Here is a 25,023-nt window from a genome sequence, read left to right as displayed (position 1 = left end):
TAAGGGCAACTCGACGAGGGTCGGGGCGAACTGGGACCACGGGGTGCCGACCTCCGGCACGCCGCCCGGGCTGAAGAGGTTGCGCTGACCGACGCGCAGTGCGGCGGGGACGAGGCCCACCCCCTGGCCGCGGACGAGCGATGCGGAGAGACGGGTGGCGATGTCGCCGGGACCGAAGTCGAGGATCCACCTGGCGCCACCGGCGACGACCTCGTCGACCGAGGAGACCCAGTCGACGTGTGCGACGAGGATGTCATGGGCGTGGCGGGTCGCGAGCTCACGGTCGATGCCGCACCGGTCGGCCCACTCGCCGACGAGTTCGACGGCCTCGGCCATGTTGGGGTGATGGAAGGCGACGGACACCTGGAGGTGGTCGAACTTCGGGGCGAACGGTGCGCCGCCGGTCAGCTTGCGTTTGCGCTCGTCGGCCTCGGCGGCGGCGATCCGCTCGCAGAGCGCGACGAAGCCGGCGAGGTGACGCGGGGCGCCGGAGAGCACGAGGGCGTTGCGGCTGTTCTTGATCGAGACCACCGGCGCGGTGGCCAGGTCGCTCTCGGGAAGGCTCGCGCGGTACTGGGCGAGGACCTCGTCCACCCGTGCCGGGGTGACGTTGTTGACGGCCAGCATCGGCGTGCCGTCGGTGGTGATCCCGAGGCCGCGGCGACGCGCGATGAGCGAACCGGCGGCACCGATGAGATGGGCGACGGCGAGCAGCAGACCCTGACCGGCCTCCGCGGCGTTGCCCTCGGCTCCTACCGCGTCGGTGGCCAGCGAGCCCTGCGAATGTCCGATGACGGCACTCGGCGGGATGCTCGCGGTGTCGAGCCCTTGCTTGCGCAGCGCCTCGACGGCGGCCAGCTGGGTCAGCAGGACCCCGGGACCCGAGAGGGTGAAGTCGGCGAGCGCGGTCTCGGTGGGCACCTCTTCGCCCGCGTCGTGCGCGTGGACCCATGCGAGCGGGTGAAAGCCGTCGGCGCGCGCGACGACGAGGTCGTCGGCGACGGGTGCGACGAGCCGCTCCGCGGCCTCCACGATCCCGGCGATGCGGTGTTCGAGGTCGGCGTCGACGACCAGCTCGGCCAGCGTCGGCAGCCACGCGCCGCCCTGACCGCCGAAACTGATCGCGTAGGGCTCCCCCTGGGCGAGGCGGTCGATGAGCGTGGCTGTGGGGCGCTCTGCGTTGGCGGCGCCCTGCGAGCCGGTGCGGAACTGGTCGACGGTCACGAGTACTCCTCTGTGGTGGTCGGTCTCGGTGGTCGGCGGAGTGTCTTGGTGCCGGCGCGGGCGTCGGCGACGTGTCTCGGGTGCAGGCGCGGGCGCCGGCGATTCCTCGTCGATGAGAACGGGGGTCGTCCACGACGCCCGGGGCATCGCAGGCGAAAACGAGGGCGGCCGCCCTGCCTGATTCGAACTGACTGGTACAACTGGTGAACACGCCTGCCACACAAGGACATTGACGCTCCCCGGTTCATGGAGGAGTCGCCTACGACGTGAACGTGACACCCATGATGACACACGAAAGTGAGGGATTCCTCATGTTTCTGGGTGACCTGTCGGTATACCGACCAGTAACCCCGCGGGTAACTTGAAAGACCATGTCAACGACCATCCGAAGGGTTGCGAAACGCGCTGGCCAGGCAACGTACCCGAAGGTATGTCGACCCCCGATCACGCGCTCGGTCAACCGTTATGAAACCGTGATGTGATCCGGGCCACGCCCCGACCCGGCGGCGATTCGCGTCGGTCGCGTGATGCCCGGATGAACCCCGTCCGTGCCCTAGAGTCGGGCCCATGAGCAGTTGCATCTTCTGCGCCATCGTCGCGGGCACCGCTCCGGGCCGGATCGTCTACTCCGACGACGACGTCGTCGGCTTCCTCGACATCCGACCGGTCACCCGCGGGCACACCTTGCTCGTCCCCCGCGTCCACTCATCCGGTCTCGACGACCTCGACCCGGCCGTCGGTGCGGCCCTCTTCGCCGCCGGACAGCGTGTCGGATCGGCGCTGAAGGCCGGACCGATGGCCGCGGACGGGGTCAACCTCGCCCTCAACGACGGCCGCGCCGCGTTCCAGACCGTCTTCCACACCCATCTGCACGTCGTGCCCCGCCACGCAGGCGACAAGCTCAGTTTTGCCAAGGGCCTGGTCGTGCGTCGCGATCCTGACCCCGACGAGACCGCCGACCTGGTCCGCGCTTCCCTCGAGGCCGCGGGGTGACCGGGCCGACCATCCCCGAGGCCGTGATCGACCTCGTCCGAGACGCGGACTGGATCACCGTCTTCAGCGGGGCCGGCATGTCGGCCGAGAGCGGTATAGCGACCTTCCGCGACGCCCAGACCGGGCTGTGGGAGACATTCGATCCCGCGGAACTCGCCACCCCTGAGGCGTGGGAACGCGACCCCGCCCTGGTCTGGGGCTGGTACCGGTGGCGCGCCCGCGAGGTGCTCGCCGCCGAACCGAACGCCGGACACCGCGCACTGGCCGAACTCGGCGCCTCGCGCACCGTCATGGTGGTCACCCAGAACGTCGACGACCTGCACGAGCGTGCCGGCAGTGACGTGGTCAGCCACCTCCACGGCAGCCTCTTCGCGCCGCGCTGCTCGGTGTGCGACACCCCGTACGACGGTCCCGATGCGCGACCCTCGGCCACCGATCCGGACACCGAACATGTCGAGACACGGGTCACTCCCCCGACCTGCCCGAGGTGCGGCGGGGACGTCCGTCCCGGCGTCGTCTGGTTCGGTGAGGCGCTGCCCGCCGACGATTGGCAGCGGGCCGATCAGGCGTTCCGCGCCGGCGAGGTGGTCATCGTCGTCGGCACCAGCGGCATCGTGTACCCAGCCGCATCACTACCCGAACGCGCTGTGCGCGAAGGCATTCCGGTGATCGAGTTCAACCCTGCCGAGTCGTCGGTGACCGACTTCGCTACCCACAGCCTGCGGGTGCCGGCCGCCGAGGGGCTACCGGCCCTGCTCCGCGCGCTGGGCTGATCGCCCACTCGCCACTACCCCGTGCGTCACTCCCCGGCCGTCAGGTCGATCGGCATCCACGCGGGGGCGTCCTCTGCGGCCGGACGTGCCGTGATCGACCCGGGCTTGCAGCCGCGCGCTTCGAGCGCGGCGGCGACCGCGTCGATCACGCGATCCGGGTCGAGTTCGAACTCCGACTCCCGGACCCGGGCGAACTCCCAACCGCAACGGCGCAATTCGCGCTCGCGCTCGAGGTCGGAGCGGGCCTGGCGGCCGGTTCCGGGGAACGCGTCGGGGTCGCATTCAACGGCCATCCGGGCATCGGCACCGAGGACCACCAGGTCGATGACCCGGTTGTTGACGGTGACCTTCGGGGTCACGTGGTAACCGAGTGCCGCGAGACGGTTGAACACCCGCTGTTCGAGCAGGTTGTCGAACGGTTCGACGCGGCGGTCGTCGGGCACGTCGGTCGGCATCGGGCTGATCGTGATGCCCTCGTTGGCGGTGAAGTACGACAGCAACGAATACCGGAGATCGTTGTGCCGCAAGTCTTCCAGACCGATCGAATGGAACAGCCAGACCTGATCCATCGCGCGGGTGGCCGCGACGTTGATCCGCCGTTGCGATTCCGCACGGGTCAGAGCCGAGATGGCTGTCGGATCGGAGACGACCATCGACAGGAAGACGACGCGGCGTTCGTCGCCCTGGAAATCCGGCGGGGTGCCCACCCGGATACGACGGGTGCGCCACACCTCGGCGTCGAGCCCGTCGAGCAGGGCTCGTTCCAGCGTCTCCGCCTGCTTGGTGCCCTGTAGCGCGATCACGCCGAAATCGCGTCCCTCGTAGGCGGGATCGGCGAGACAGTCGCGCAGGGCCCCGAGGATGGCCTCCACCTCGGCGTCGTTGACGAGACCCGACCCACTGCCGGTCGCCTCGCCGTCGACCGCCACCGTCCGCAACGGTTCGAGGCGATCGGAGCCGTACTGCCGCACCGGGATCAGCGGCGCCTTGCCGTAGAACTGCCGCGACGAGAACTCGATGATCTCCGGCATCGACCGGAAATGCTCACGCAGCCCGACGACATTGCCGAACCTGCTGCGCAGCAACGAGAACAGACTCGACCGCGGGGTCAGTCCGTCGCGAAGGTAGGTCGGGAGGTCCGGCAGTGCGGCGTCGAGCTCGGCGAAGGCGTCGTCGAGCGTGGTCCCGGCGAGTCCGATAGGCGCACACTGCTTGTCGTCGCCCACGACGATGATCCGGGGCGCGAGCCACAGCAGGAAGGAACTGGTGATGTCCGCCTGCGACGCCTCGTCGACGATGACTACGTCGAAGGAGTGCCGGCGGGGCGGGAGCGTCTCGGCGACCTGGCTGATCGACATGATCCATGCCGGGATCGCGTTCTGCGCCACGGCCATCGCCTCGCGCGCGGCACGGCGGAACCGGTTGGCGTGCTTACCCGAACCCTTGCCGAGGTTGATCATGTGGTCGCGGTAGGACTGCAGCGCCTGGATCTCGCCGGTCGTGGTGCGCACCAACAACTCTCGCCAGGCACGGGCAGAGGCGAGACGGGTGGTCACCTGCGCGACGTCGACCTCGATGGCATCGAGGTCGGCCGAGATCCGCGTCTCCGAATGCACGTCGCTGCGTTCGGACACCCACGTGTTGGCGTACCGCCAGGCCCAGGCGGCGGTCATCTCCCGGGCGCGCTCGGACCAGATCGGATCGCGCGGCGTCGCCCAGATGGTCCGGACCAGTTCCGGGGCGCGACTTCTGAGCCGCAGTTCGAGAAGGTCGAGTGCGTTCTCCGCGTTCGCCTGTTCCTGGGCTCTGAGAAAGGCGCGGCGGGCCGTGCGGATCGCGGCGGCGTCGGCGGTGCCGAGCGCGTCCAGCAGTGCATCGCCTTCGGGGGACGGGCCCTTCTCGAGTTCGGCGGCCAGCCCGTAGGTGCACTCGGCCAGTTCACGTTCGGCGAGGGCCGCGTCGTTGGCGGCGGCGATCGAACCCGCCTGCTGGGCGACCTCGGCGATCTCGGCGACGCTGCGCGGACGCGGGCCGCCGGGGCTGATGGCCTCGAGTTCGTGGAGGAGGTGGTCGCGCCCGGTGACCAGCCGCGAGATCCACGCGAGTTGCGCGTCGAGGCGGACGAGCTGATCGACTTGCGCGGAACGGGATCCGGAGGCGTCGATCGGAACATGGAGGTCGGCCAGGATGCGATGGACCTGATGGACGGCGTCGACGACCGTCAGGTGGTCGGCCACCCGTCGCAACGACGCCTCGTCGGTCGGGACCCGACCGTCGACGGTCGCCCGTACCGGAGACTCCTCGACCGCACGCTGTTGCGGGGACCGCCGCAACCGGCCACGCCACTGACCGCCCTCGGCCAGATGGTCGGCGGCCGCGTCGAACAGCGCCGCATCGCCCGGGCGGTCGCCCTCGACGAGAACCGTGTGGGCACCCAGGTCGCGGTCGCGTCGGGCGGCCTCGGCGATCACCGGGGACAGGGTCGTCACGCGCGACCACAGATGGGAGTCGTGGCCCGCCAGCAACCGGTCGGCCATGGCGACCATCGGGGCCGGGAAGGACGACACCTCGCCTGCGGCCACGCCCAGCTGTTCGCAGATGCCCTTGATGGCGAGGAGACGTTCGCTGTCGACGCCATCGAGCGACGGGAGCAGCGCTCCGGTGGCGCCATGGGTTTCCTCGGGCCGCGCGGCGATCCGGGCACAGATCGTGTCCATGGCCGCGGGCTCCGGCAGATGGTCGGCGAGATCGGGGAACCGCTGGGTGAGACGGCCACGGTCGCCACCGGTCACCTGCAGGAGTTCGACGAGCCGGGCGAACTCCGAGGAGTCCAGAGGCGGGACGGCACCCTCGAGTCCGGGCGGCATCCAGTCGAAGCGCTCGGTGTCGCGCTTGACCTGACGCACGATCTCCGCCGGGGTACCCCGGTAGTCCCCCGCCACCCACTCGTGGATCTCGGTCTCGCCCGCGCGCAGGTCCCACAGCTCGCGCATGAGCTGGTCGCGCCGGGTGAGGGCGTGCTCGCGGCGGGCCTCGAGATCGGCGATCTCGGCATCGGCGACGGACACGGAGAACGCCGCCTTGCGCGCAGCGAGGTTCTCCACCACGGACACGATCGTCTCGGCATGGTCCTGGGAGATGTCGGCGATGGACACCGTGAGTTCGCGCAACGCGGGCGGGAGCATGTCGCGCAGCACGTGGAGCGCGTGTGCCTTCTCGCTGACGACCAGCACGCGTTGCCCCTTGGCGAGCAGCGCGGACGTGACGTTCGCGATGGTGTGCGTCTTGCCCGTACCGGGCGGCCCCTCGACCACGACGCCGGTGTCGTGGCCCAGCCGTACGAGCACGTCTCGTTGTTCGACGTTCGAGGGAAGCGGGAAGAGTGCGTCGGCGATGAGACGTTCGGGTGAGAGCACGTCGGGGCCGTCGAGCGCGGCCAGACGATCCTCGGCGTCGATCGGTTTGACCAGCTGGGCCAGGCCGACGGGCACGCTCGCATCCTCGTCGCGCAGGTCGTCGATGATCGCGTCGTAAAAGGCCAGGGAGTTCTCGACACTGCGGCGTCGGAGGACGATCGCCGGTCGCATGTCGAGTGAGAGGGTGGCGCGGTCGGCGTCGATCTCGATCTCGCCCAGCCACTCACCCACCAGGTCGGTGACCTTGCCGGCGACGACCGACGGCTGCTCGGCGAGTCTGGTCCGCGTCTTCATCGCGCCGGCGAGTTCGAGTCCGTCGACCGCGGCGAGGAGATGGGTGTCGTGCATGGTCGGCGCGGAGCCCGCACCGAGGGCCAGGCGGATGGCGCCCGACTCGTCGCGGTCGGCGACCAGGGCCTGGGTGAGGAGATGCTCGCGGACGAGAGGTTCGGAGGTGGCGTCGTCGTGGACGGTGACGAGGGCATTCGCCAGGACGAGTTCGAGGGTCTCGGGACTCTCGGTCAGCTCGTCGACGAGGCGGGCGACATCGGCGTGGGCGGCGTCGGCGTGGGCGGCCTCGGCGGGATCGATCTCCACGACGACCTGGCCCGGCGCGGCCGATGCCCGCACCGAGATCGGCGTCGACGCGCCCACCCAGACGTGGCCTGCGTGTTCGTCGATGTCCCGGACATCTCCGGAGCGCGAGCGGACGACGTCGCGCAGGAACGCCATCAGCCGGGTGACCTGGTCTCGCAGTGTCTCGCGAGTGTCATCCTGCATCCGATGGGTTCCTCTCGTCGCCGGCGTTCCTACGCTATCAAGCCGCTGGTCAGGAAAGTGGAACTGCCGCATCGTATGTCAGGGTGGGACCACGTCGGCGGGTGGCCGGTGTCGCGCCCACGTGATGAGCTCAGGTGGTGGAACGCAGTGCTCGGTAACCGCCGTCGACGTACCGGACGTTGGTGTACCCGAGACCGGCGATCTGCTCGGCGATGCGCGGCGCTTCCGAGCTCACCGACACCACGGCGATCTCGGTGTCGCGCCCGATCTTCCTGGGCTGCTCGGCGTCGCGGATGACGGGGAAGGTCCCGGTGGGGGTGGGACTCAGGAGGTTCGGCAGCTCGCTGGGCTCGACCACGAAAGCACCCGGAAGGCTGCCCTGGTGGCGCACCACCTGTGGGCGGGCGTCCACCATGACCGCGTTCCCGGCGCGGCTGTGGTCGATCGCTTCTGCTGCTGAAATCGCCTTCACCAAAGACACTGGTGACTCACCAATCCTGTGTTCACTCGTAAGTTTCGTGTCCACTCGATCGGCGGATACCCCGCAGGATCGAGAATGACACCTTGAAGACCCCCGCCGTCAAGGTTACGGAATGATCTCGGTTTGACAAGTTCCGTCACCGCTCAGCGGAGCCACGAGCGAAACCGACTCAGGTCGGTACGACGATCAGGACCGGCGACCGCGTCCGGCAACACGCGGCGAGGGCCGCTTGCCACCGAAGTTGTCGCGCCGACCGTCGCGACCACCCTGCGGTCCGCCCCGCTTGCCACCGCGACCCCGCGGCGCACCGAGATCCTTCCGGATGTCGATCGGGTTCTTGCCGATTTTGGTGTGGCGGAGCTGGGACAGGGTCTCGTTGTCGAGATCGTCGGGCAGCTCGACGAGGCTGAAGTCGTCGCGAATGCTGATGTTGCCGAAGTCCGCGCGGGTCAGGCCTCCCTCGTTGGCGATCGCGCCGACGATCGCACCCGGGGAGACCTTGTGCTTGCGGCCGACCGCGATGCGGTAGGTGGCGAAGCTCGCCCCGGGACGACGCGGCGTACGTTCCCGCTGGTCGCGGTTCCGCCGCTCCGACTCCGGCGGATCGGGCGCCAGCAGGAACCCGCCGTCACGCGTCTCGAGGGCCAGCGCGGCGGCGATGTCGGCCATGGCCACATCGTTGTCGCGGGCATAGTTCTCGATGAGTCCGCGGAACAGGTCCAGGTTGTCCGAGGACAGGTTCTGGGTGATGGACTCACCGAACTTCGCCACGCGCTGGGCATTCACGTCGTCGACGCTCGGCAGGCCGATCTCGGTGAGCTCCTGGCGCGTCGCGCGCTCGATCGCCCGCAACAGGTGGCGCTCACGCGGCGAGACGAACAGCAGCGCGTTGCCCGAACGGCCGGCGCGACCGGTGCGTCCGATGCGGTGCACGTACGACTCGGTGTCGTGCGGGATGTCGTAGTTGACGACATGCGAGATCCGGTCGACGTCGAGGCCGCGGGCGGCCACATCGGTCGCCACGAGGATGTCGATCGAGCCGTTCTTGAGCTGGTTGATGGTCCGCTCGCGCTGCGCCTGGGCGAGGTCGCCGTTGATGGCGACCGCGGACAGTCCGCGAGACCGGAGCTTCTCCGCGAGCTCCTCGGTCGCCTGCTTGGTGCGGACGAAAACGATCATCGCGTCGAATTCCTCGACCTCGAGGAATCGGGTCAAGGCGTCGAGTTTGCGCTGGTGGGATACCTGCAGGTAGCGCTGCGTGATGTTCTGTGCGGTCGCCGTCTTGGACTTGACCGTGATCTCCTGCGGAGACTTCAGGTAGCGCTGGGCGAGCCTGCGGATGGAGCTGGGCATGGTCGCGGAGAAGAGCGCGACCTGCTTGGTGTCCGGGGTCTCGGCGAGGATGCGCTCGACGTCCTCGGCGAAGCCCATCGTGAGCATCTCGTCGGCCTCGTCGAGCACGAGGAACTCGAGTCCGGAGATGTCGAGGGTCTTCTTGTCGAGGTGGTCGATCACTCGACCCGGCGTACCGACGATGACCTGGGCACCGCGGCGCAGGCCCGCGAGTTGCACGCCGTAGGACTGCCCGCCGTAGATCGGCAGGACCTTCACCTCGGGCATGTGCGCCGAATAGCGACCGAAGGCCTCGGACACCTGCAGGGCGAGTTCACGCGTCGGTGCGAGGATCAGCGCCTGAGGCGTGCGCGCCGAGGTGTCGAGCCTGGAGAGGATCGGGATCGCGAAGGCGGCGGTCTTGCCGGTACCGGTCTGCGCGAGGCCGACGACGTCGCGGCCGGCCATCAGCGGCGGGATCGTGGCTGCCTGGATCGGCGAGGGGGTCTCGTAACCGACGTCGGTGATCGCGGCGCGGACGCGGGGCTCGATCTCCAGGTCGTCGAACGTGCCGCCGGGGGTGTCTTGTGCAGAGGTGTCAGCCGGCGCGCCGTGCTCGCCTTGTTCGGAAGTACTCATGCGCGGGTCTCATTCATCGCACTCAACTGTAATCGCCCGACCCCGGAATGTCGGCATCCTGCCATGACCGCGTCACAACTCGCAGCTGAACAGGCATTACAGCACTATGACGAGCACGTGTGATGCATCACACGGATACTGGTACTGTCAGTGCCACTCAAATGGCGTCGACCCCGGTCACCGGGTCGCCCGGCGCCCGATATGTCCCGTTCAGCAAGTCCGTCTCAGGAGTGCCATGCAGCAGCAGTACGCCACCCCGTCCGATCTCACGATCGACGACAAGGCGAACCTCGTCGACTCGATCCTCAAGTACCGGACCGAGCGACCCACGATGCCTCTCTTCCGCAAGCGCTCCCACAACCAGTGGATCAACGTCACCGCGAAGCACTTCGCCGACGAGGTCGACGCCGTGGCCAAGGGACTCGTCGCGTCGGGCATCGAGCCCGGGGATCGTGTGGCCATCCTGTCCTCGACCCGGTACGAGTGGACCGTCCTCGACTACGCGATCTGGCGTGCGGGCGGATGCACCGTCGCCATCTACGAGACCTCGGCCCCCGACCAGGTGCAGTGGATCCTCGAGGACTCGGGCGCCAAGCTCCTCGTCGTCGAGAACCACGAGCACTACACCAAGCACATCCGCGTGATCGACGAGACGCCCACGCTCAAGGAGACGCTGGTCATCGACGATCACGCTCTCCCGACGCTCACCAAGCGCGGCGCGACCGTCGCCGACGACGAACTCGACCGTCGTAAGGCGAACTCGCTGTCCAGCGACGCCGCGACCCTGATCTACACCTCGGGTACCACCGGCCGCCCCAAGGGCGTCCTGCTCACCCACGCCAACTTCATGGCCGAGTGCGCCGCCACCCGTGACGCCGTCGGCGCCGGACTGGCCGAGGGCAAGACCACCCTGCTGTTCCTGCCGCTGGCGCACGTCTTCGCCCGCATCATCGCCGTGGCCAGTGTCGAGAACGGGGTGATCCTGGGCCACACCAACGACATCTCGAATCTGGTCAACGACTTCGCGGTCTTCAAGCCGCACTACGTGCTGTCGGTGCCGCGCGTGTTCGAGAAGGTCTACAACTCTGCGAAGCAGAAGGCCTACGACGGCGGCAAGGGCTCCATCTTCGAGAAGGCCACCGAGACCGCCATCGAGTACAGCAAGGCGACCGAGGAAGGCAAGATCGGTCTCGGCCTGAAGCTGCGTCACGCAGTGTTCGACAAGCTCGTCTACGGCAAACTGCGCGCTGCTCTCGGTGGTCAGTGTGAGGGTGCGATCTCCGGCGGCGCCCCGCTCGGCGCACGCCTCGGTCACTTCTTCCGCGGCGTCGGCATCCCGGTCTACGAGGGTTACGGCCTCTCCGAGACCACCGCCGCGGTCACCGCGAACAATGACGAGCACCAGAAGGTCGGCTCGGTCGGGCGCCCGGTGCCCGGTGTGACGGTGGCCATCGCCGACGACGGCGAGATCCTCCTCAAGGGCCCGGTCGTCTTCGGAGGCTACTGGCGCAACGAGGCCGCGACCGCCGAAGCGATCCGCGACGGCTGGTTCCACACCGGTGACATCGGCACCCTCGACGACGGCTACCTCTTCATCACCGGCCGTAAGAAGGAACTCATCGTCACCGCCGGCGGCAAGAACGTCTCCCCCGCACAGCTCGAGGACACCATCCGCGCTCATCCGATGGTCAGCCAGTGCCTGGTGGTCGGCGACAACAAGCCGTTCATCGGCGCGCTCATAACCATCGATCCGGAGGCCGTCCCCGGCTGGCTGGAGCGCCACAACCTGCCCGCCGACACCCCGCTCTCGGAGCTGATCGAGAACGAGGACCTGAAGGCCGAGATCGACGCCGCGGTCAAGGAGGCCAACTCGAAGGTCTCCAACGCCGAGGCGATCAAGAAGTTCACCATCCTCGACACCGACTTCTCGATCGAGACCGGCGAGCTCACGCCGACGCTGAAGCTCAAGCGCAACGTCATCCACGACGCGCACAAGCAGGCGATCGCCGACCTCTACTCCTAGAGGTCGCCCGTCGGGGGCGAGATAGATCACGACTCACCGCGGCCCGGGATGACTCCGGGTCGCGGTGAGTTCTATCTTCAGATCAATGTCTTCGAACCGAGTGTCCGGGAACCGAGATCTCGCCATCGACGCCACGCGGGGAGTGGCGATCTGGAGCATGGTCACCGCACACTTCGCCACCGATTCCCCGTTGGCGTCGCCCACGCACGCCTTTCCGTACGTGGACGGGATGTCGGCGTTCGTCATGCTCTCGGGCATCGTGCTGGGTCTCGTGTACCAGCGCTGGGTCACCCGTCACGGGCTGCGGTATGCCTACGTCCGCCTGGCCAAGCGCATCGCGGTCCTCTATGTCTGTCAGCTGGTGATCGCGCTCGTCGCCGTCGCGGCCGCACTCGAGGGGCACCGCTGGCTGACGCTCCTGCTCCCGGTCGACGGCTGGGCCGACGGGATCTGGCTGTCGGTCACGATGCAGTACCTGCCGAGCGGCGGGAACATCCTGCTCCTCTACATGGTGCTGATGATGTCCGCGTTCGCCCTGTTCCCGCTCCTCCAGCGCGGGTGGTGGGCGTGGATTCTCGCCGGTTCGCTGGTGTTGTACGCGGTCTCGCTGTTCTGGTCGCCGGACTGGTTCTACCTCAGCGCCTACCAGGCGGCCCCGCACATCCAGAACGTCGCGGGATGGCAGATCATGTTCATCCCGTCGGTGGTGCTCGGCTGGAACTGGTCGCGCTGGAGTGTCCCCGAGTTCGTCGACCGCTGGCTCGTCGTCATCGTCGCCGTGGCCGTGACGGTCGCACTGTTCTTCCATTACGGCATCGACGCCGGCCCGTGGGCGCACCTCGAACCCACCTTCGCCGACAAGCTGGATTTCCGGCCCGCACGCGCGATCGGCGCCTACCTCGTGATCCCCGCCCTCTACGGGGTGTTCCGGTTGTTGCTGCGCTGGTGGCATCACGACTGGTTGCGACCGCTGGTCATGACCGGCACCCGCAGCCTCGACTCCTATGTCATCCAGGCGATCGCGCTGGTCGTCGTCCCGATCCACATCGCCCACCGGCCGTGGGACGCGCTCACGATGCAGGCCGTCGCGCTGCTGGTGTTCGGCATCTGTTGGGCGTGGGCGGAGTTCCGGTACTTCAACCACATCGACAAGTTGCACAAGGTCCCCGGACGGGTCGCACGCGGAGTCCTGTCGCGCCGTACCGGCACTGCGCCCGGGGCCGACGGCGAGTCCGTTGCCGAGGACGATGTCGAACCCGGTGTGCGCACCGACGAACAGCCGCAACCGACGGGAGCCCGCGCATGACCGCAGAAAAGCAACAGCCCGGGGAGATGACACGCAGCGTGCACGCCGGGAACGACTCATCGGGGCCGTCGGTGCGCACGCCCATCACGATGGCGAACTCCTACCACCTGCCGCCCGAGCCGGAACAGATCAGCTGGTCGGGTACCGACCAGCTCTTCTACACGCGCAACACCGGCGCCAACCAGGTCGCCCTGCAGGACAAGCTCGCCGCGCTCGAGGAGGCCGAGGACGCGGTCGTGCTGGCCTCCGGCGTCGCCGCTCTGCACGCCGTCTTCTTCACCTTTCTCTCCACCGGCGATCATGTCGTCGTCTCGGACACCACCTATGAGGCGACGTGGAAGCTCTGGGCCGAGCTGTTGCCGAAGAAGTACGGGATCGAGGCGACCTTCGTCGACATCACCGACCCCGAGAACGTCCGCGCGGCACTGCGTCCCAACACGCGACTGGTGGCGGTCGAGACGATCGCGAATCCGACGACCAAGGTCGGGGACATCGCGGAGCTCGCCGGCATCGCGCACACCGCCGACGCCCTTCTGCTCGTCGACTCGACCTTCACCCCGCCGCCGCTGTACCGGCCACTCGCCGACGGCGCCGACCTCGTCGTCCACTCGCTGACGAAGTACATCAACGGTCACGGCGACGCGATGGGCGGCGCGGTGCTCGGGCGCGCCGAGCTGATCGGCCGCATCAAAGAACAGGCGATGGTCGACGTCGGCGGCGTGATCTCGCCGTTCAACGCATGGCTGATCGCCCGCGGGGCCATCACGCTGCCGCTGCGACTCGCACAGCACCAGCGCAACGCCGAACGCGTCGCCGCCTTCCTCGACGACGACCCGCGCATCGCCTTCGTCCGCTACCCCGGCCTCGCCTCCCATCCCGAGCACGAGCTGGCGGCTCGGCAGTTCGGCGGACGCGGCTTCGGCGGGATGATGGCCTTCGCCGTGCGCGGCGACTCGGCGACACAGAACCGCTTCGTCGGTGCACTGCAGGTGATCACGTCCGCGGTGTCGCTCGGTCACGACGAGTCGCTGATCGTCCACGTCGGACCCGACGGCCCCCGCGTCGCCGCATACCCCGAGCCGTTCCGGCAGTGGGGTCACCTCCGTTTCTCGGTCGGCCTCGAAGACGCCGAGGACCTGATCGCCGACATCTCCCGGGCACTCGACGCAACCTTCCCGAACGCCGACTGAGCGCGCGTATCGTATTTCGAGCCGGTGCTTTTCGAGGTTCGATGACAACCGGCGAGAGGCGGCGACGATGTCAGGCAACCCGGTCACCGGTGCGGTCGACCGCGCCACCGACAGTCCGTGGTTCGAGCGGGTGGCGCGTGCCGGGCACGCCGTCAGCGGACTCCTCCACCTGCTCATCGCCTACATCATCGTGCGACTCGCCTTCGGCGACGAGGGCAATGCCGATCAGTCCGGCGCCCTGGGGATCTTCGCGGGGAACCCCGGCGGCCGGCTCGTCCTCTGGATCGCGGCCGTCGCATTCGTCGGGCTGGCTCTCTGGCGCATCGCCGAGGCCATCGTCGGGCCTCATCCCACCGAATCCGGCCGCGAGAACGACGGCGCGCAGGACTGGCTGGACCGCGGGAAGGCCCTGTCCCTCGCCGTCGTCTACGTCGGGTTCACCTGGACTGCGGTGCGTTTCGCGATGGGCAGCGGCCAGTCGAGCGGGGAGCAGAACGCCGGACTCACCGCACGCCTGATGCAATCCGGCGGAGGTAAGTTCGTCGTGGTGGTCGCCGGGCTGATCATCATAGGCGTCGGCGTCTATCACGTGTACAAGGGCGCGAGCCGCAACTTCCTCGAGGACCTCAAACCGCCGATCGGTCGCACGACCTCCGACTCCCCCGCATCATCGCGGTCCGGAGCAGCCTCCGGCGACCGCGCGGCAACCATCGCGGGGGTGATCGGCTACTGCGGCAAGGGCCTGGTGCTGATCGGCACCGGCATCCTCGTACTCGTCGCGGTGGCGACCACTGATCCGTCGAAGGCGAGCGGACTCGACGGCACGGTCAAGTCGCTCTCCGGCCTGCCCGCCGGGCAGGTGCTGATGATCCTGGCCGCGATCGGTATCGCCGGGTACGGCGTGTACTGCTACTGGCTCACCCGGTTCGCGCGGATGTGACCGCCGACCCTCGGTTCGCCTCGTACTCAGTTCGCCTCGTAGAGGATTCCGCGGCCGATGGCCTCCCGGACCACCGGCAGTGCGGCGGTGGCCAGCGCCTCGGCGTCGACGCCGTGGAATCCGGCAAGCAACTCGATCAGGGTCTGCAGGGGAACCTGCCCGCGGCATCCGGCCAGTAGCGCTCGGGACACCTCGTCGACTCCGAGGACCGCGGCCGGGCCTCCGGGGCGGCGCACGGCGGCACCGACCTGTTGCCAACCGTCCTCGCCGGGAAGCGAATGCTCCTCGAGCATCACCGGTGCGATCGACAGCCGCTTGTCCAGCAGGTCGGCGTCGGAGGTCTCGCGCAGGTACCGACGGCGGGCCAGGAAGGCCTGCGCCTCGGGACCCGTGACCTCTTCGCCTGCGCCCGTGATCTCCTCGAGGACGACGTCGGGTCCCCGGTCCTCCCCCGCTTCAGGCGCCCGGACCGTGATCGAACCCATACCGATCGCGACGATGTCGTTGTCGTCGAACCACTCCAGCCACTGCTCCCCGCGCCGAGCAGCGGCCTGCTCGTCCTCGCCGGCGTCGGAGAGCCACAGGGACACATAACTGATCGGGTCGGCCGCTTCGCGCTGGACGACCCAGGCATCGAGACCGGTCCCGTCCAGCCAGCCGGCCACCCGCTCACGCCAGTCCGCACCGTCGGTGATGATCCAGTTGGCGAGAATCTGGGCGGTGCCGCCCGGATTCAGATACGCGGGCAATTCGCGGATGAGCTGCTCGCACAGCGCATCTCCGACGACGCCCGAGTCGCGGTAGATGTAGTCCTGGCTGCCGGTCCCGACGACGAACGGCGGGTTGGAGACGATGAGGTCGAAACGCTCCCCCGCCACGGGTTCGAACATGCTGCCCGCGCGCAGATCCCACGACATCCCGTTGAGACGTGCGGTCGCCCGGGCAAGCGCCAGTGCCCGCTCGTTGGTGTCGGTGGCGACGATCTCGTCGCAGTGCGAGTTCAGGTGCAGCGCCTGGATGCCGCAGCCGGTGCCGATGTCGAGGGCGCGTCGTGCGGGTTCACGAATGATCGCGCGCGCAAGCGACATCGACGCCCCACCGATGCCGAGTACATGGTCGTGGGCGACGGGACCCGGTCGCATGGCGGCATCCTGGTCGGCGACGACGAGAAAGTCGTGGGTCTCGTCGGCGTGCGGTCGGATGTCGAGGCTCGCGCGGATCGCCCCGTCGTCGAGCCGGGCCAGGACACCCTGGTCGATGAGTGCGTCGACGCCGGCCGTCGGAAACGCCTGTGCGACGAGGTTTTCGGGTTCATCCGAGCCGAGGAGGAAGAGCCTGATGAGGGTGGCGAGTCGCGATTCGTTCTCGTCGCCGTCGCGCTGCTCCTCCGCGGTAGCGGCCAGCGCCGGCCACCACACACCGCGCAGCAGGGCCGCATGGACCTCTTCACCGAGGAGTTCGGTGACACCATCGGTCGTGTAGGCCCCGGCGCGGAGGTCGGCACCCAGGGCGTCGACGACGGAGTCGTCGCTCAGTGGATGAGGGGAAGAATGTTGCGCCGTCACGCACCTGAGGCTACTCATCTCGACCGACCGGGATCGCGCCGTCCCTCGTCGTCAGCAGTCGGACAGCACCCGGGCCATCGCGTCGCGCTCCGCCGCGGTGACCCAGAGTCCGTAGGCCTTCTTCACCTCGATCTGGCGGCTGACGTAGGTGCACCGATAGGCCTTGTTCGGGGGTAGCCAGGTGGCCGCATCGCCGGCTCCCTTGCGCTGGTTCACCGTTCCGTCGACCGCCTGCAGGTTCCTCGGGTCGTTGGCGAACTCCAAACGGCGACGCCCATCCCATTGCGCCGCCCCCTTCTGCCAGGCGTCCGCCAGGGCGACGACGTGGTCGATCTGGACGAGCGCCGACGTGTCCTGGCCACGGGTGAACCGCACCGTTGTGCCGGAGTAGGCGTCGACGAGGGTGCCCGACAGCACGCGGCACCCATCGGTGTGCAGGGTGACGTCGACGAGGTCACGGCGCAGGATGTCCTCCCGCGTCCGACAACCGTTGCGCCCGAACTGCACATCGACCGCATCGTCCCAGGCCGTGCCGAACTCCGAACGCGAGTATCCCGTCTTGGGCGCCCGGCCCTTCACCGGCAGCGAGTCGAGGTCGGCGAGGTGTTGGCTCGTCGGCGTCGGCGTCGGTGTCGAGAACGGTGTCGGTGTCGGTGTCGAGAACGGAAGTGACGGACCCGAAGCCGTACCCGGGGCGGGTGCTGTCTCCGGAGACGATTCCGACCGAAGCAGACCGAGTGCTGCGAGGACGCCGAGGACAACAACCATTCCGATCCCCGGCAGCACCGTCCGACGTCTCACCCGGGCATCGTTTCATGCGGCCCCGACAGACAGCGGGGCGCGCCTGGTGACCGGCGAACCTCGACCCGACCTGCAGACGTCGACCGAAGTCTGCAGGTCGAAGCGAGGTTCGCCGGTGGAGTCTCGCGGACCGTCGGCGTTCGGAGCCGAGGCGCCCCCACCGAACAACTCGGGACGACAATCCCGAGGTGGCAACGATTCGGTCCCATTCGGGATGACAACCCTCCGCTTCAGTATGATCACCCCTACGACCGGGTCAAACGTGCCACTTCGGTGCGTCCGGTCGCCCGGAGATCACACTCCCTGACCGGAAGGACGGCAACGCCATGAGCGCACCGGAGAGCGGCGCCGATCGCGAGAGCGACGCGGTGGACACGGAGAACGACGCCGTAGACACCGATCTGCATGCTGCCGACGAGGACGCGACGGTCGAGGTCGAGGCCCTGGATGACGAGGACGCCACGGTCGAGCTCAGCCCCGATGAGCTCGCTGGTGAAGAGGTCGCCACCGAAGAGGCCACCGCCGACGAGCCCGCTGCAGAAGACTCCGCCGAGGACGTTGCCGCCGAGGACGTCGCCGTCGAGGAAACCGCCGCCGTCGACGATGCGGCCCCGGTGGAGGAAGCCCCGGTCGACGAGGAAGTCCTCGACAAGCCCGTAGAGGCCGAGAACCACGAAGAGCTCGCCGACGCCGCGGAACTGGAAGGTCTGCACGTGTCGTCGCGGGTTCGTGTGACGCTCGAGGACGGCACCACGCGCGAGGGCGAGATCGTCGACGACTTCGCCGACCTCGCCCCGGGCGACCAGACCGTCGAGGCACGCATTGACGAGGATCACACCGCCCGCCTGCGACGCTGGGCGATCTCGACCGACGATCACGACATCGTCTTCGCCGACGACGACGCCGTCGAACTGCTGAGCGTTTCGTAGAAGGAATGTGCGCCATGGGCGCACAACTTCTACGAAATCCGGTGCGCGAGGGGGGACTTGAACCCCCACGTCCGTAGACACTGGAACCTAAATCCAGCGCGTCTGCCAATTCCGCCACTCGCGCTCGGTGCGGCCCCGGCATCGAACCGGGCTCCGCACTGTAACCGCGACCACCCTACCGGCCGGGTTTTGATCACCGCAGGCCAGGTACCTTGAAAGGTATGTCCTCGTCCCCCCGTCGCACGCATCGGCCGGCGCTCGTGGTGCTGACCGTGGTCGCCGCGGTGGCGTGTCTGATCCTCGCCTGGTGGCAGTGGTCCCGCTTCGAGTCGGCCTCCGGCAGCGGCCAGAACCTCGGCTATGCGCTGCAGTGGCCGGCCTTCGCGGTCGCGGTCATCTACGCCTACCGGCGCTTCGTCGTCCTCGAGAGCGACCCGGAGGAAGCGCGAAAGGCCGCCGCGGACGCCCGTGCCGCGGCCGAGATCCCCGAGGGCATCCTCCCCGAGCGCCCGACGACGCCGAGCGCGGCGTCGCTCGCCAACGATCCCGACCCGGTCAAGGACGCTGCGCTCATCGAATACAACCGCTACCTGGCCGAACTCAGATCGGCAGACACCCCCGACGCCCCGTCATCGAAAGGCCCGCAGTGACCGAGACCGCATCCACCGCTTCCGCTCCCACCGCTCCGGTGGAGAAGGTCCGTGGGGCCCTGTTGAGGTACCGCGTCCTGGCCTGGATCACCGGTATCTGGCTGCTGCTCCTCGTCGCCGAGCTGATCCTGGCGTACGGCTTCGACAACAAGGCACTCGACTTCGTGCCGATCGTCCACGGCTGGGTCTACTTCGTCTACCTGATCATGGCGATCGACCTGGCGATCAAGGTTCGCTGGCCCGCGGGCAAGACGATCATCACCGCGATCGCCGGCACCATCCCGTTCCTGTCCTTCTGGTTCGAGCACAAGCGCACCCAGGAAGTGAAGGCGCAATTCAACCTCTGAGCGAGGCCGGCTCAAAACCACCCCTGGGATCAGCCCTCCAGGAGCGACCGAGTGACGATATGTCAGCGGCAGCGCTCCACAGGGCGGATCTCAGGGGTGGTTTTTGGCGCGGTACCCGTCAGCTGTTGGCCAGCTCCCGCAGCGCCGGTACGAGCTGAGCCAGAGCCTTGCCGCGGTGGCTCAGCGAGTCCTTCTCCTCCGGGGTGAGTTCGGCCGACGACCGGCCGGCCGCGAGCTCGTCGTCGGGTGCGAAGAGCGGGTCGTAACCGAAGCCGTTCGGTCCGCGCTCCGCGCGCAGCACCGTCCCGCGCCACTCCCCGCGCACAACCGTCTCAGTCCCGTCCGGCAGCACCAGCGCGCACGCCGACACGAACGCGGCGCCGCGTCGTTCGTCCGGGGTGTCGGACAGTTGCGCCAGCAGCAGCGCGTTGTTCGCCGGATCGTCGCCGTGCGCACCCGACCAGCGCGCCGACAGGACACCGGGCATCCCGTTCAGCGCGTCCACCGAGATCCCGGAATCATCCGCGAGACAGGGCAATCCGGTGGCGCGTGCACCCGACCGCGCCTTGATCAGTGCGTTCTCCTCGAAGGTGGCGCCGTCCTCGGGCTCCTCCGGGTATTCGGGCACGGCGTCGAGGCCGAGGATCTCCAGGCCGGTGATCCCGGCGGCGTCGACGACGCGCTGCAGCTCGGCGAGCTTCTTGCGATTGCGGCTCGCGAGCAGGACCTTCGACATCAGGCGTTGCCCGGCAACTGACCCGGGTACGGCTCGGCGAGCACGGCCCGCTGGGCCTCGAAGAGCTTCTGGGTGCCGATCGCGGCGACGTCGAGCAGCGCGTCGAGCGTCGACCGTGCGAACGTCGCGCCCTCGCCGGTGCCCTGTACCTCGACGAGGGTGCCGGCGTCGGTGGCGACGACGTTCATGTCGACCTCGGCCCGCGAATCCTCCTCGTACGGCAGGTCCAGACGCACCCGACCGTCGACGACGCCCACGCTCACCGCGGCGATCGCACACGAAAGCGGTTGCGGGTCGGAAAGTTTGCCGGCGGCACGCAGGTAGGTCACCGCGTCGGCCAGGGCCACGTACGCGCCGGTGATCGCCGCGGTGCGGGTACCGCCGTCGGCCTGCAGGACGTCACAGTCGAGCGCGATGGTGTTCTCACCGAGGGCCGCGAGGTCGATGCACGCCCGCAGGGACCGGCCGACGAGCCGGCTGATCTCGTGGGTGCGGCCGCCGATCTTGCCCTTGACCGATTCGCGCCTGTTGCGCTCGTGGGTGGCCGCCGGGAGCATCGAGTACTCGGCGGTGAGCCAACCCAGGCCCGATCCACGACGCCACGGCGGGACGCCCTCGGTGACACTCGCGGTGCACATCACGCGGGTCTGTCCGAACTCCACCAGCACCGATCCCGCGGGATGGCTGGTAAAGCCACGGGTGAAGGAGATGGGACGCAGTTCGTCGTCGGCTCGGCCGTCAGCTCGTGTGGTCACGGCTCCAACTCTAACGACCGCGGCCGGAAGGCCGGTGACCCACCGCTAGGCGAGATCGATGACCTGTCCCTGACGCATGAGGTCGACCGGCCCCGAGAACGTGCTGCGGGCCTCGGCGAGGATCTCCGCGGAATCGGTCCACGGGGCGACGTGGGTGATCGCGAGCGCGCGCACATTGGCCTTGGTCGCGGCCTCCCCTGCCTCGATCCCGGACATGTGCAGGTCCGGCGGACGTTCCGACGGGGCGTGGGTCCACGACGCCTCGCACAGGAACAGGTCGGCGTCGGCGGCGAGATCGATGAGTTCGTCGCAGGGAGCGGTGTCACCGCTGTAGGCGATGACCTGCCCTTCCGGTCCGGTGATGCGCAGTCCGTAGGTCTGCGGAGGATGATTGACCTTCACCGACTTGATCCGCATGCCGCCCAGGGTGATCTCGACCCCGTCCCGCCACTCGTGGACGTCGAAGGTGTCGGAGATGTCGTCGACCTGGCCGGGATACTCCGACGAGCCGTGGCCGATCCGCAGGGCGGTCCCCGGTGGCCCGTAGAGGGGCGCGCGTTCCGTCGCCGCCGAGGGCGCATACCGGCGCCACACCAACATCGCGGGCAGATCCAGGCAGTGATCGGCATGGAGATGGCTCAGGACCACCGAGACCCCGCAGGGATCGGTCACCCGTTGCAGTTCTCCGAAGACACCCGGTCCGCAATCCACCAGCACCGGCTGTTCGCCGGGGACAGAGAGCAGGTAGCCGGAGCACGCCGCCCCCGGTCCGCCCACACTGCCCGAACATCCGAGGACCGTGAGACGCATACGCCCTACTGTGCCATGCCCGCGCGAGTTGCTGTCGGGTTACCGGGTCACAAGTGGGCGGCGAAGATTGCCCGAGTCCGCTAAAGGTGCTGGACAGCACCGACGACGGGTCCGAGGAAGCGCCGCGACAGCTTGGCGAACATCTCCGGGTCGCCGGTCGCCTGGAAGACGCGCGACGCCTCCCGACCGGTGTGCGGATGCAGCAGGTCGGACTCGGTGAGGACGCGGTAGAGGTCTTTCGCCGTCTCCTCCGCACTCGACACGAGCGTCACCTCGTCGCCCATCGCGAGCTGCAGGACGCCCGTCAGCAACGGGTAATGCGTGCAACCGAGCACGACCGTGTCGACGCCGGCCTCCTGGAGTGGTTCGAGGTACCCCTCTGCCAGACCGAGGATCTGGCGGCCGCTGGTGATCCCGCGTTCGACGAAGTCGACGAAGCGCGGGCACGGCACGGCGGTGATCACCGCGTCGCGGGCCGCAGCGAACGAATCCTGGTACGCGCGTGAGGAGATGGTGGCCTCGGTGCCGAGCACGCCGATCCGGCCGTTCTTCGTGGCGACCACTGCGCGACGTACCGCGGGGAGCACGACCTCGACCACCGGGATCGGCGCGTAGCGCTCCCGGGCGTCACGCAGGCAGGCGGCGGACGCCGTGTTGCAGGCGATGACGATCGCCTTGACGCCGCGCTCGGCCAGATCGTCGCCGATCGCGAGCGCGTGCTTGCGGATCTCGGGGATCGTCAGCGGACCGTACGGTCCGTTCGCGGTGTCGCCGATGTAGACGATGTCCTCGTCGGGCAACAGGTCCATGACGGCGCGAGCCACGGTCAGTCCGCCGACGCCGGAGTCGAAGATCCCGATCGGCGCCTCGGGATCGGAGGTCCAGACGGGCACGTTGGGTGAGGCGGTTATGACGCCACCCCCGGGGTCGCGGTGCGCTGCTTGCCTTTGCGGTCGCGCGAGGCGAGGAACCAGGCGGCCAGCACGCCGGCGATCGCGCCGAACAGATGTGCCTGCCAGGAGACGACGGGGTTGGTCGGCAGCACGCCCCACAGGATCGAGCCGTAGATCAGGAGGAGCACGACGCCGCCGAGGATCTGCCACAGATCGCGGTTGAACAGGCCGCGCACGATGAGGAAGGTGAGCCAGCCGAAGATGATGCCCGACGCGCCGACCGTGATCGAGTAGGGCGCGGCGAACAGCCACACCCCCACCCCGGAGATCACCCAGATGATGCCGGTGACGATGAGAAACCGCTGCGTCATCAGGACCAGGAAGCAGAGCACCGCACCGGGCATGAGATTGGCGAACAGGTGCTCCCAGTCGGCGTGCAACATCGGCGCCCAGAGGATGCCGTCGAGGCCGTCGACCTGGCGGGGTTCGATCCCGTTGGAGTCGAGATCGTATCGGGTGGCCGCGTCGATCAGCTCGATGACGAACAGCACCGCGATGATGCACACGGTGGTGATCAGCGAGCGCAGCCAGAGCGGGCGGGAGCGCCGCGGCTCCTGCTGCTGCCCGACCGGTGGGGTGTACGACGTCATGGCCAGTTTCTCTTCGGGTCTCGACTCTTCGGGTGGCGTTCCGGCGGGCCGGTCACGCCCAGAGCTGACCTTCGAGTGCCTGCTCCGCGTCGTCCAGGCTACCTTCGTAGACTCCGGTCGAGAGATACTTCCATCCCGCGTCGGGCACCACGAAGCCGATGTCGGCGCGGACGCCCGCCTTCAGGGCCCGACGCCCGATGCCGCGCGCGGCCTGCAGGATCGCGCCGGTGGAGATGCCCGCGAAGATGCCCTCGAGGTCGATCAGCTCACGGACGCGGGCGACCGCGTCGACGCCGGTCACCGAGAACCGGCGGGTGAGCACCGAGTCGTCGTAGAGCTCCGGGATGAAGCCCTCGTCGATGTTGCGTAGGCCGTACACCTCGTCGCCGTAGCGCGGTTCGGCCGCGACGATCTCGATGTCCGGACTGCGTTCGCGCAGAAAACGTCCGACGCCCATGAGCGTCCCGGTGGTGCCCAGGCCCGCGACGAAATGCGTGATCTCCGGCAGATCGGCGTAGAGCTCGGGGCCGGTTCCCTCGTAGTGGGCGGCGACGTTCGCCTGGTTGCCGTACTGGTAGAGCATCACCCAATCGGGGTTCTCCGACGCCAGCTTCTTGGCCACGGCGACTGCGGTGTTGGACCCGCCGGCGGCCGGCGAGGAGATCACCTTGGCACCGAACATGCGCAGCAGCGAACGACGCTCCTCGGAAGTGTTCTCCGGCATCACGCAGATCAGCTGGTAGCCCTTGAGTTTCGCGGCCATGGCCAGCGAGATCCCGGTGTTGCCACTGGTCGGTTCGAGGATCGTCGAGCCCGCGTGCAGCAGCCCGTCACGTTCGGCCTGCTCGATCATGCGCAGCGCCGGCCGGTCCTTGATGGAACCGGTCGGGTTGCGGTCCTCGAGTTTGGCCCAGAGTCGGACGTGCGGTCCGTCGGCCGTCTCGTCCCAGCGCGGGGACAGTCTCTGGAGCCCGATCAGCGGTGTGTTGCCGACCGAGTCGATGAGTGAGTCGTAGCGTGCCACGCTCAGCAGCCGCCGGCGACCGCAGGCAGGATGGTCACCTCGTCACCGTCGTCGATGGAGGTGTCGAGACCGCCGGAGAACCGGACGTCCTCGTCGTTGACGTAGATGTTGACGAAGCGGTGGAGTTTTCCGTCCGCGACGAGTCGCTCCTTGAGTCCGGGGTTGCCCGACTCGAGGTCGTCGATCAGTGCGGAGAGCGTGGTCCCGGAACCCTCGACGCGCTTGGCGCCGCCGGTGTGGGTCCGCAGGATCGTCGGGATGGACACGGTGACTGGCATATTCAGCTCCTGATCTCGATCTCTTCTTCGGTGACCGTGCCGTCGACGATGCGATAGCTACGGATCTCGGCGGTCTCCGGGTCCCGGGTGGACACCAGCACATAGTGGGCGCCGGGCTCGCCGGCGTAGGAGATGTCGGTGCGGCTCGGGTAGGCCTCGGTCGCGGTGTGCGAGTGGTAGATCACCACCGGTTCCTCGTCGCGGCGATCCATCTCGCGCCACACGGACAGCTGCTCGGCGGAATCGAACCGGTAGAACGTGGGCGACCGTTCGGCGTTGATCATCGGGATGAAACGCTGCGGGTCGTCGGAACCCTCCGGCCCGGCGATCACTCCGCACGCCTCGTCGGCGGTATCTTATACACATCTACGAGCCCAAGATACAAGCTCTCATCGCGTATACCGTCTGCTGCGTGAAACGGGGGGGGGGTGGGGGGGGGGGGGGGGGGGGGGGGGGGGGGGGGGGTGGGGGGGTGCGGCGGGGGGGGG

Annotated in this window: 21 protein-coding genes, 1 tRNA gene and 2 pseudogenes; 9 read left to right on the top strand and 15 right to left on the bottom strand. The window is 68.4% G+C overall.

Going from position 1 to position 25,023, the window contains the following annotated elements:
• A pseudogene (locus LQD00_RS21355) lies at window positions 1–1,224 on the bottom strand (3-oxoacyl-ACP synthase); the annotation flags it as partial.
• Between the two features lie 567 nt (window positions 1,225–1,791).
• Here LQD00_RS21355 and LQD00_RS21350 point away from each other — a divergent pair.
• Entirely contained in the window at window positions 1,792–2,217 is a 426-nt protein-coding gene (locus LQD00_RS21350; RefSeq protein WP_006868102.1) for an HIT family protein, read from the top strand.
• Entirely contained in the window at window positions 2,214–2,990 is a 777-nt protein-coding gene (locus LQD00_RS21345; RefSeq protein ID WP_308196036.1) for an SIR2 family NAD-dependent protein deacylase, read from the top strand. The genes LQD00_RS21350 and LQD00_RS21345 overlap by 4 nt, the downstream gene beginning before the upstream one ends.
• Window positions 2,991–3,016: 26 nt before the next feature.
• Here LQD00_RS21345 and LQD00_RS21340 read toward each other — a convergent pair whose 3' ends face one another.
• The 3 genes from LQD00_RS21340 to LQD00_RS21330 all read right to left on the bottom strand — a co-directional run bounded on the left by LQD00_RS21340 (window position 3,017) and on the right by LQD00_RS21330 (window position 9,638).
• On the bottom strand, window positions 3,017–7,186 hold the full coding sequence (locus tag LQD00_RS21340; protein WP_232719308.1) for an AAA domain-containing protein: 4,170 nt from the start codon (window positions 7,184–7,186) through the stop codon (window positions 3,017–3,019).
• 130 nt (window positions 7,187–7,316) lie between these two features.
• On the bottom strand, window positions 7,317–7,667 hold the full coding sequence (locus LQD00_RS21335; RefSeq protein ID WP_232719307.1) for a rhodanese-like domain-containing protein: 351 nt from the start codon (window positions 7,665–7,667) through the stop codon (window positions 7,317–7,319).
• Window positions 7,668–7,853: 186 nt separating this feature from the next.
• On the bottom strand, window positions 7,854–9,638 hold the full coding sequence (locus LQD00_RS21330) for a DEAD/DEAH box helicase (RefSeq protein ID WP_232719306.1): 1,785 nt from the start codon (window positions 9,636–9,638) through the stop codon (window positions 7,854–7,856).
• 235 nt (window positions 9,639–9,873) lie between these two features.
• Between LQD00_RS21330 and LQD00_RS21325 the strand changes: the two genes are divergently transcribed.
• The 4 genes from LQD00_RS21325 (at window position 9,874) to LQD00_RS21310 (ending at window position 15,097) form a co-directional block, all read left to right on the top strand.
• A complete protein-coding gene (locus LQD00_RS21325) occupies window positions 9,874–11,661 on the top strand; it encodes an AMP-dependent synthetase/ligase (RefSeq protein ID WP_232719305.1) in 1,788 nt (595 codons plus the stop codon).
• Window positions 11,662–11,746: 85 nt separating this feature from the next.
• Complete coding sequence (opgC, locus tag LQD00_RS21320; protein ID WP_232719304.1) at window positions 11,747–12,967, top strand: OpgC domain-containing protein; 1,221 nt, start codon at window positions 11,747–11,749, stop codon at window positions 12,965–12,967.
• Window positions 12,964–14,157, top strand: coding sequence for a trans-sulfuration enzyme family protein (locus tag LQD00_RS21315; protein WP_232719303.1), 1,194 nt, complete (start codon window positions 12,964–12,966; stop codon window positions 14,155–14,157). Before opgC ends, LQD00_RS21315 begins: the two co-directional genes overlap by 4 nt.
• 67 nt (window positions 14,158–14,224) lie before the next feature.
• Entirely contained in the window at window positions 14,225–15,097 is an 873-nt protein-coding gene (locus LQD00_RS21310; protein WP_154883663.1) for a DUF1206 domain-containing protein, read from the top strand.
• 26 nt (window positions 15,098–15,123) lie between these two features.
• On the opposite strand, the gene LQD00_RS21305 is transcribed toward LQD00_RS21310, so the two are convergent.
• Window positions 15,124–16,680: a DUF7782 domain-containing protein gene (locus LQD00_RS21305; protein WP_232719302.1), complete on the bottom strand. Its 1,557-nt coding sequence runs from the start codon at window positions 16,678–16,680 to the stop codon at window positions 15,124–15,126.
• 33 nt (window positions 16,681–16,713) lie between these two features.
• On the bottom strand, window positions 16,714–17,463 hold the full coding sequence (locus LQD00_RS21300; RefSeq protein WP_308196034.1) for an HNH endonuclease family protein: 750 nt from the start codon (window positions 17,461–17,463) through the stop codon (window positions 16,714–16,716).
• A gap of 326 nt (window positions 17,464–17,789) precedes the next feature.
• On the opposite strand from LQD00_RS21300, the gene LQD00_RS21295 reads away from it, so the two are divergent.
• A complete protein-coding gene (locus tag LQD00_RS21295; RefSeq protein ID WP_232719301.1) occupies window positions 17,790–18,392 on the top strand; it encodes a hypothetical protein in 603 nt (200 codons plus the stop codon).
• A 42-nt stretch (window positions 18,393–18,434) separates the two neighbouring features.
• On the opposite strand, the gene LQD00_RS21290 is transcribed toward LQD00_RS21295, so the two are convergent.
• Window positions 18,435–18,516 (bottom strand) — tRNA-Leu (locus LQD00_RS21290).
• A 97-nt stretch (window positions 18,517–18,613) separates the two neighbouring features.
• Between LQD00_RS21290 and LQD00_RS21285 the strand changes: the two genes are divergently transcribed.
• Complete coding sequence (locus tag LQD00_RS21285; protein WP_040536835.1) at window positions 18,614–19,042, top strand: glucitol operon activator; 429 nt, start codon at window positions 18,614–18,616, stop codon at window positions 19,040–19,042.
• A complete protein-coding gene (locus tag LQD00_RS21280) occupies window positions 19,039–19,389 on the top strand; it encodes a DUF3817 domain-containing protein (RefSeq protein WP_006868089.1) in 351 nt (116 codons plus the stop codon). The genes LQD00_RS21285 and LQD00_RS21280 overlap by 4 nt, the downstream gene beginning before the upstream one ends.
• A 118-nt stretch (window positions 19,390–19,507) precedes the next feature.
• Here the strand turns inward: LQD00_RS21280 and rdgB are convergent, their stop codons facing one another.
• From rdgB to LQD00_RS21240, 8 genes and pseudogenes are all read right to left on the bottom strand, one after another.
• On the bottom strand, window positions 19,508–20,125 hold the full coding sequence (rdgB, locus tag LQD00_RS21275; protein ID WP_006868088.1) for an RdgB/HAM1 family non-canonical purine NTP pyrophosphatase: 618 nt from the start codon (window positions 20,123–20,125) through the stop codon (window positions 19,508–19,510).
• Window positions 20,125–20,880, bottom strand: coding sequence for a ribonuclease PH (gene rph, locus LQD00_RS21270; RefSeq protein WP_006868087.1), 756 nt, complete (start codon window positions 20,878–20,880; stop codon window positions 20,125–20,127). The genes rdgB and rph overlap by 1 nt, the downstream gene beginning before the upstream one ends.
• 45 nt (window positions 20,881–20,925) lie before the next feature.
• Window positions 20,926–21,690: a cyclic nucleotide-degrading phosphodiesterase gene (locus LQD00_RS21265; RefSeq protein WP_232719300.1), complete on the bottom strand. Its 765-nt coding sequence runs from the start codon at window positions 21,688–21,690 to the stop codon at window positions 20,926–20,928.
• 80 nt (window positions 21,691–21,770) lie between these two features.
• On the bottom strand, window positions 21,771–22,583 hold the full coding sequence (gene murI / locus LQD00_RS21260) for a glutamate racemase (protein WP_232719299.1): 813 nt from the start codon (window positions 22,581–22,583) through the stop codon (window positions 21,771–21,773).
• Window positions 22,584–22,597: 14 nt separating this feature from the next.
• Window positions 22,598–23,233, bottom strand: a complete 636-nt coding sequence (locus tag LQD00_RS21255; protein WP_232719298.1) for a rhomboid family intramembrane serine protease — start codon at window positions 23,231–23,233, stop codon at window positions 22,598–22,600.
• A 52-nt stretch (window positions 23,234–23,285) separates the two neighbouring features.
• Window positions 23,286–24,257 (bottom strand): PLP-dependent cysteine synthase family protein, encoded by a 972-nt coding sequence (locus LQD00_RS21250; protein WP_232719297.1) that lies wholly within the window; start codon window positions 24,255–24,257, stop codon window positions 23,286–23,288.
• A gap of 2 nt (window positions 24,258–24,259) precedes the next feature.
• On the bottom strand, window positions 24,260–24,535 hold the full coding sequence (locus tag LQD00_RS21245) for a MoaD/ThiS family protein (protein WP_006868082.1): 276 nt from the start codon (window positions 24,533–24,535) through the stop codon (window positions 24,260–24,262).
• 2 nt (window positions 24,536–24,537) lie between these two features.
• A pseudogene (locus LQD00_RS21240) lies at window positions 24,538–24,891 on the bottom strand (Mov34/MPN/PAD-1 family protein); the annotation flags it as partial.
• Window positions 24,892–25,023: the final 132 nt, after the last annotated feature.

The sequence above is a fragment of the Gordonia metallireducens genome (assembly GCF_021245825.1).
Taxonomy (GTDB): Bacteria; Actinomycetota; Actinomycetes; order Mycobacteriales; family Mycobacteriaceae; genus Gordonia; species Gordonia namibiensis.
This window is presented reverse-complemented; position numbering and strand designations above follow the sequence as displayed.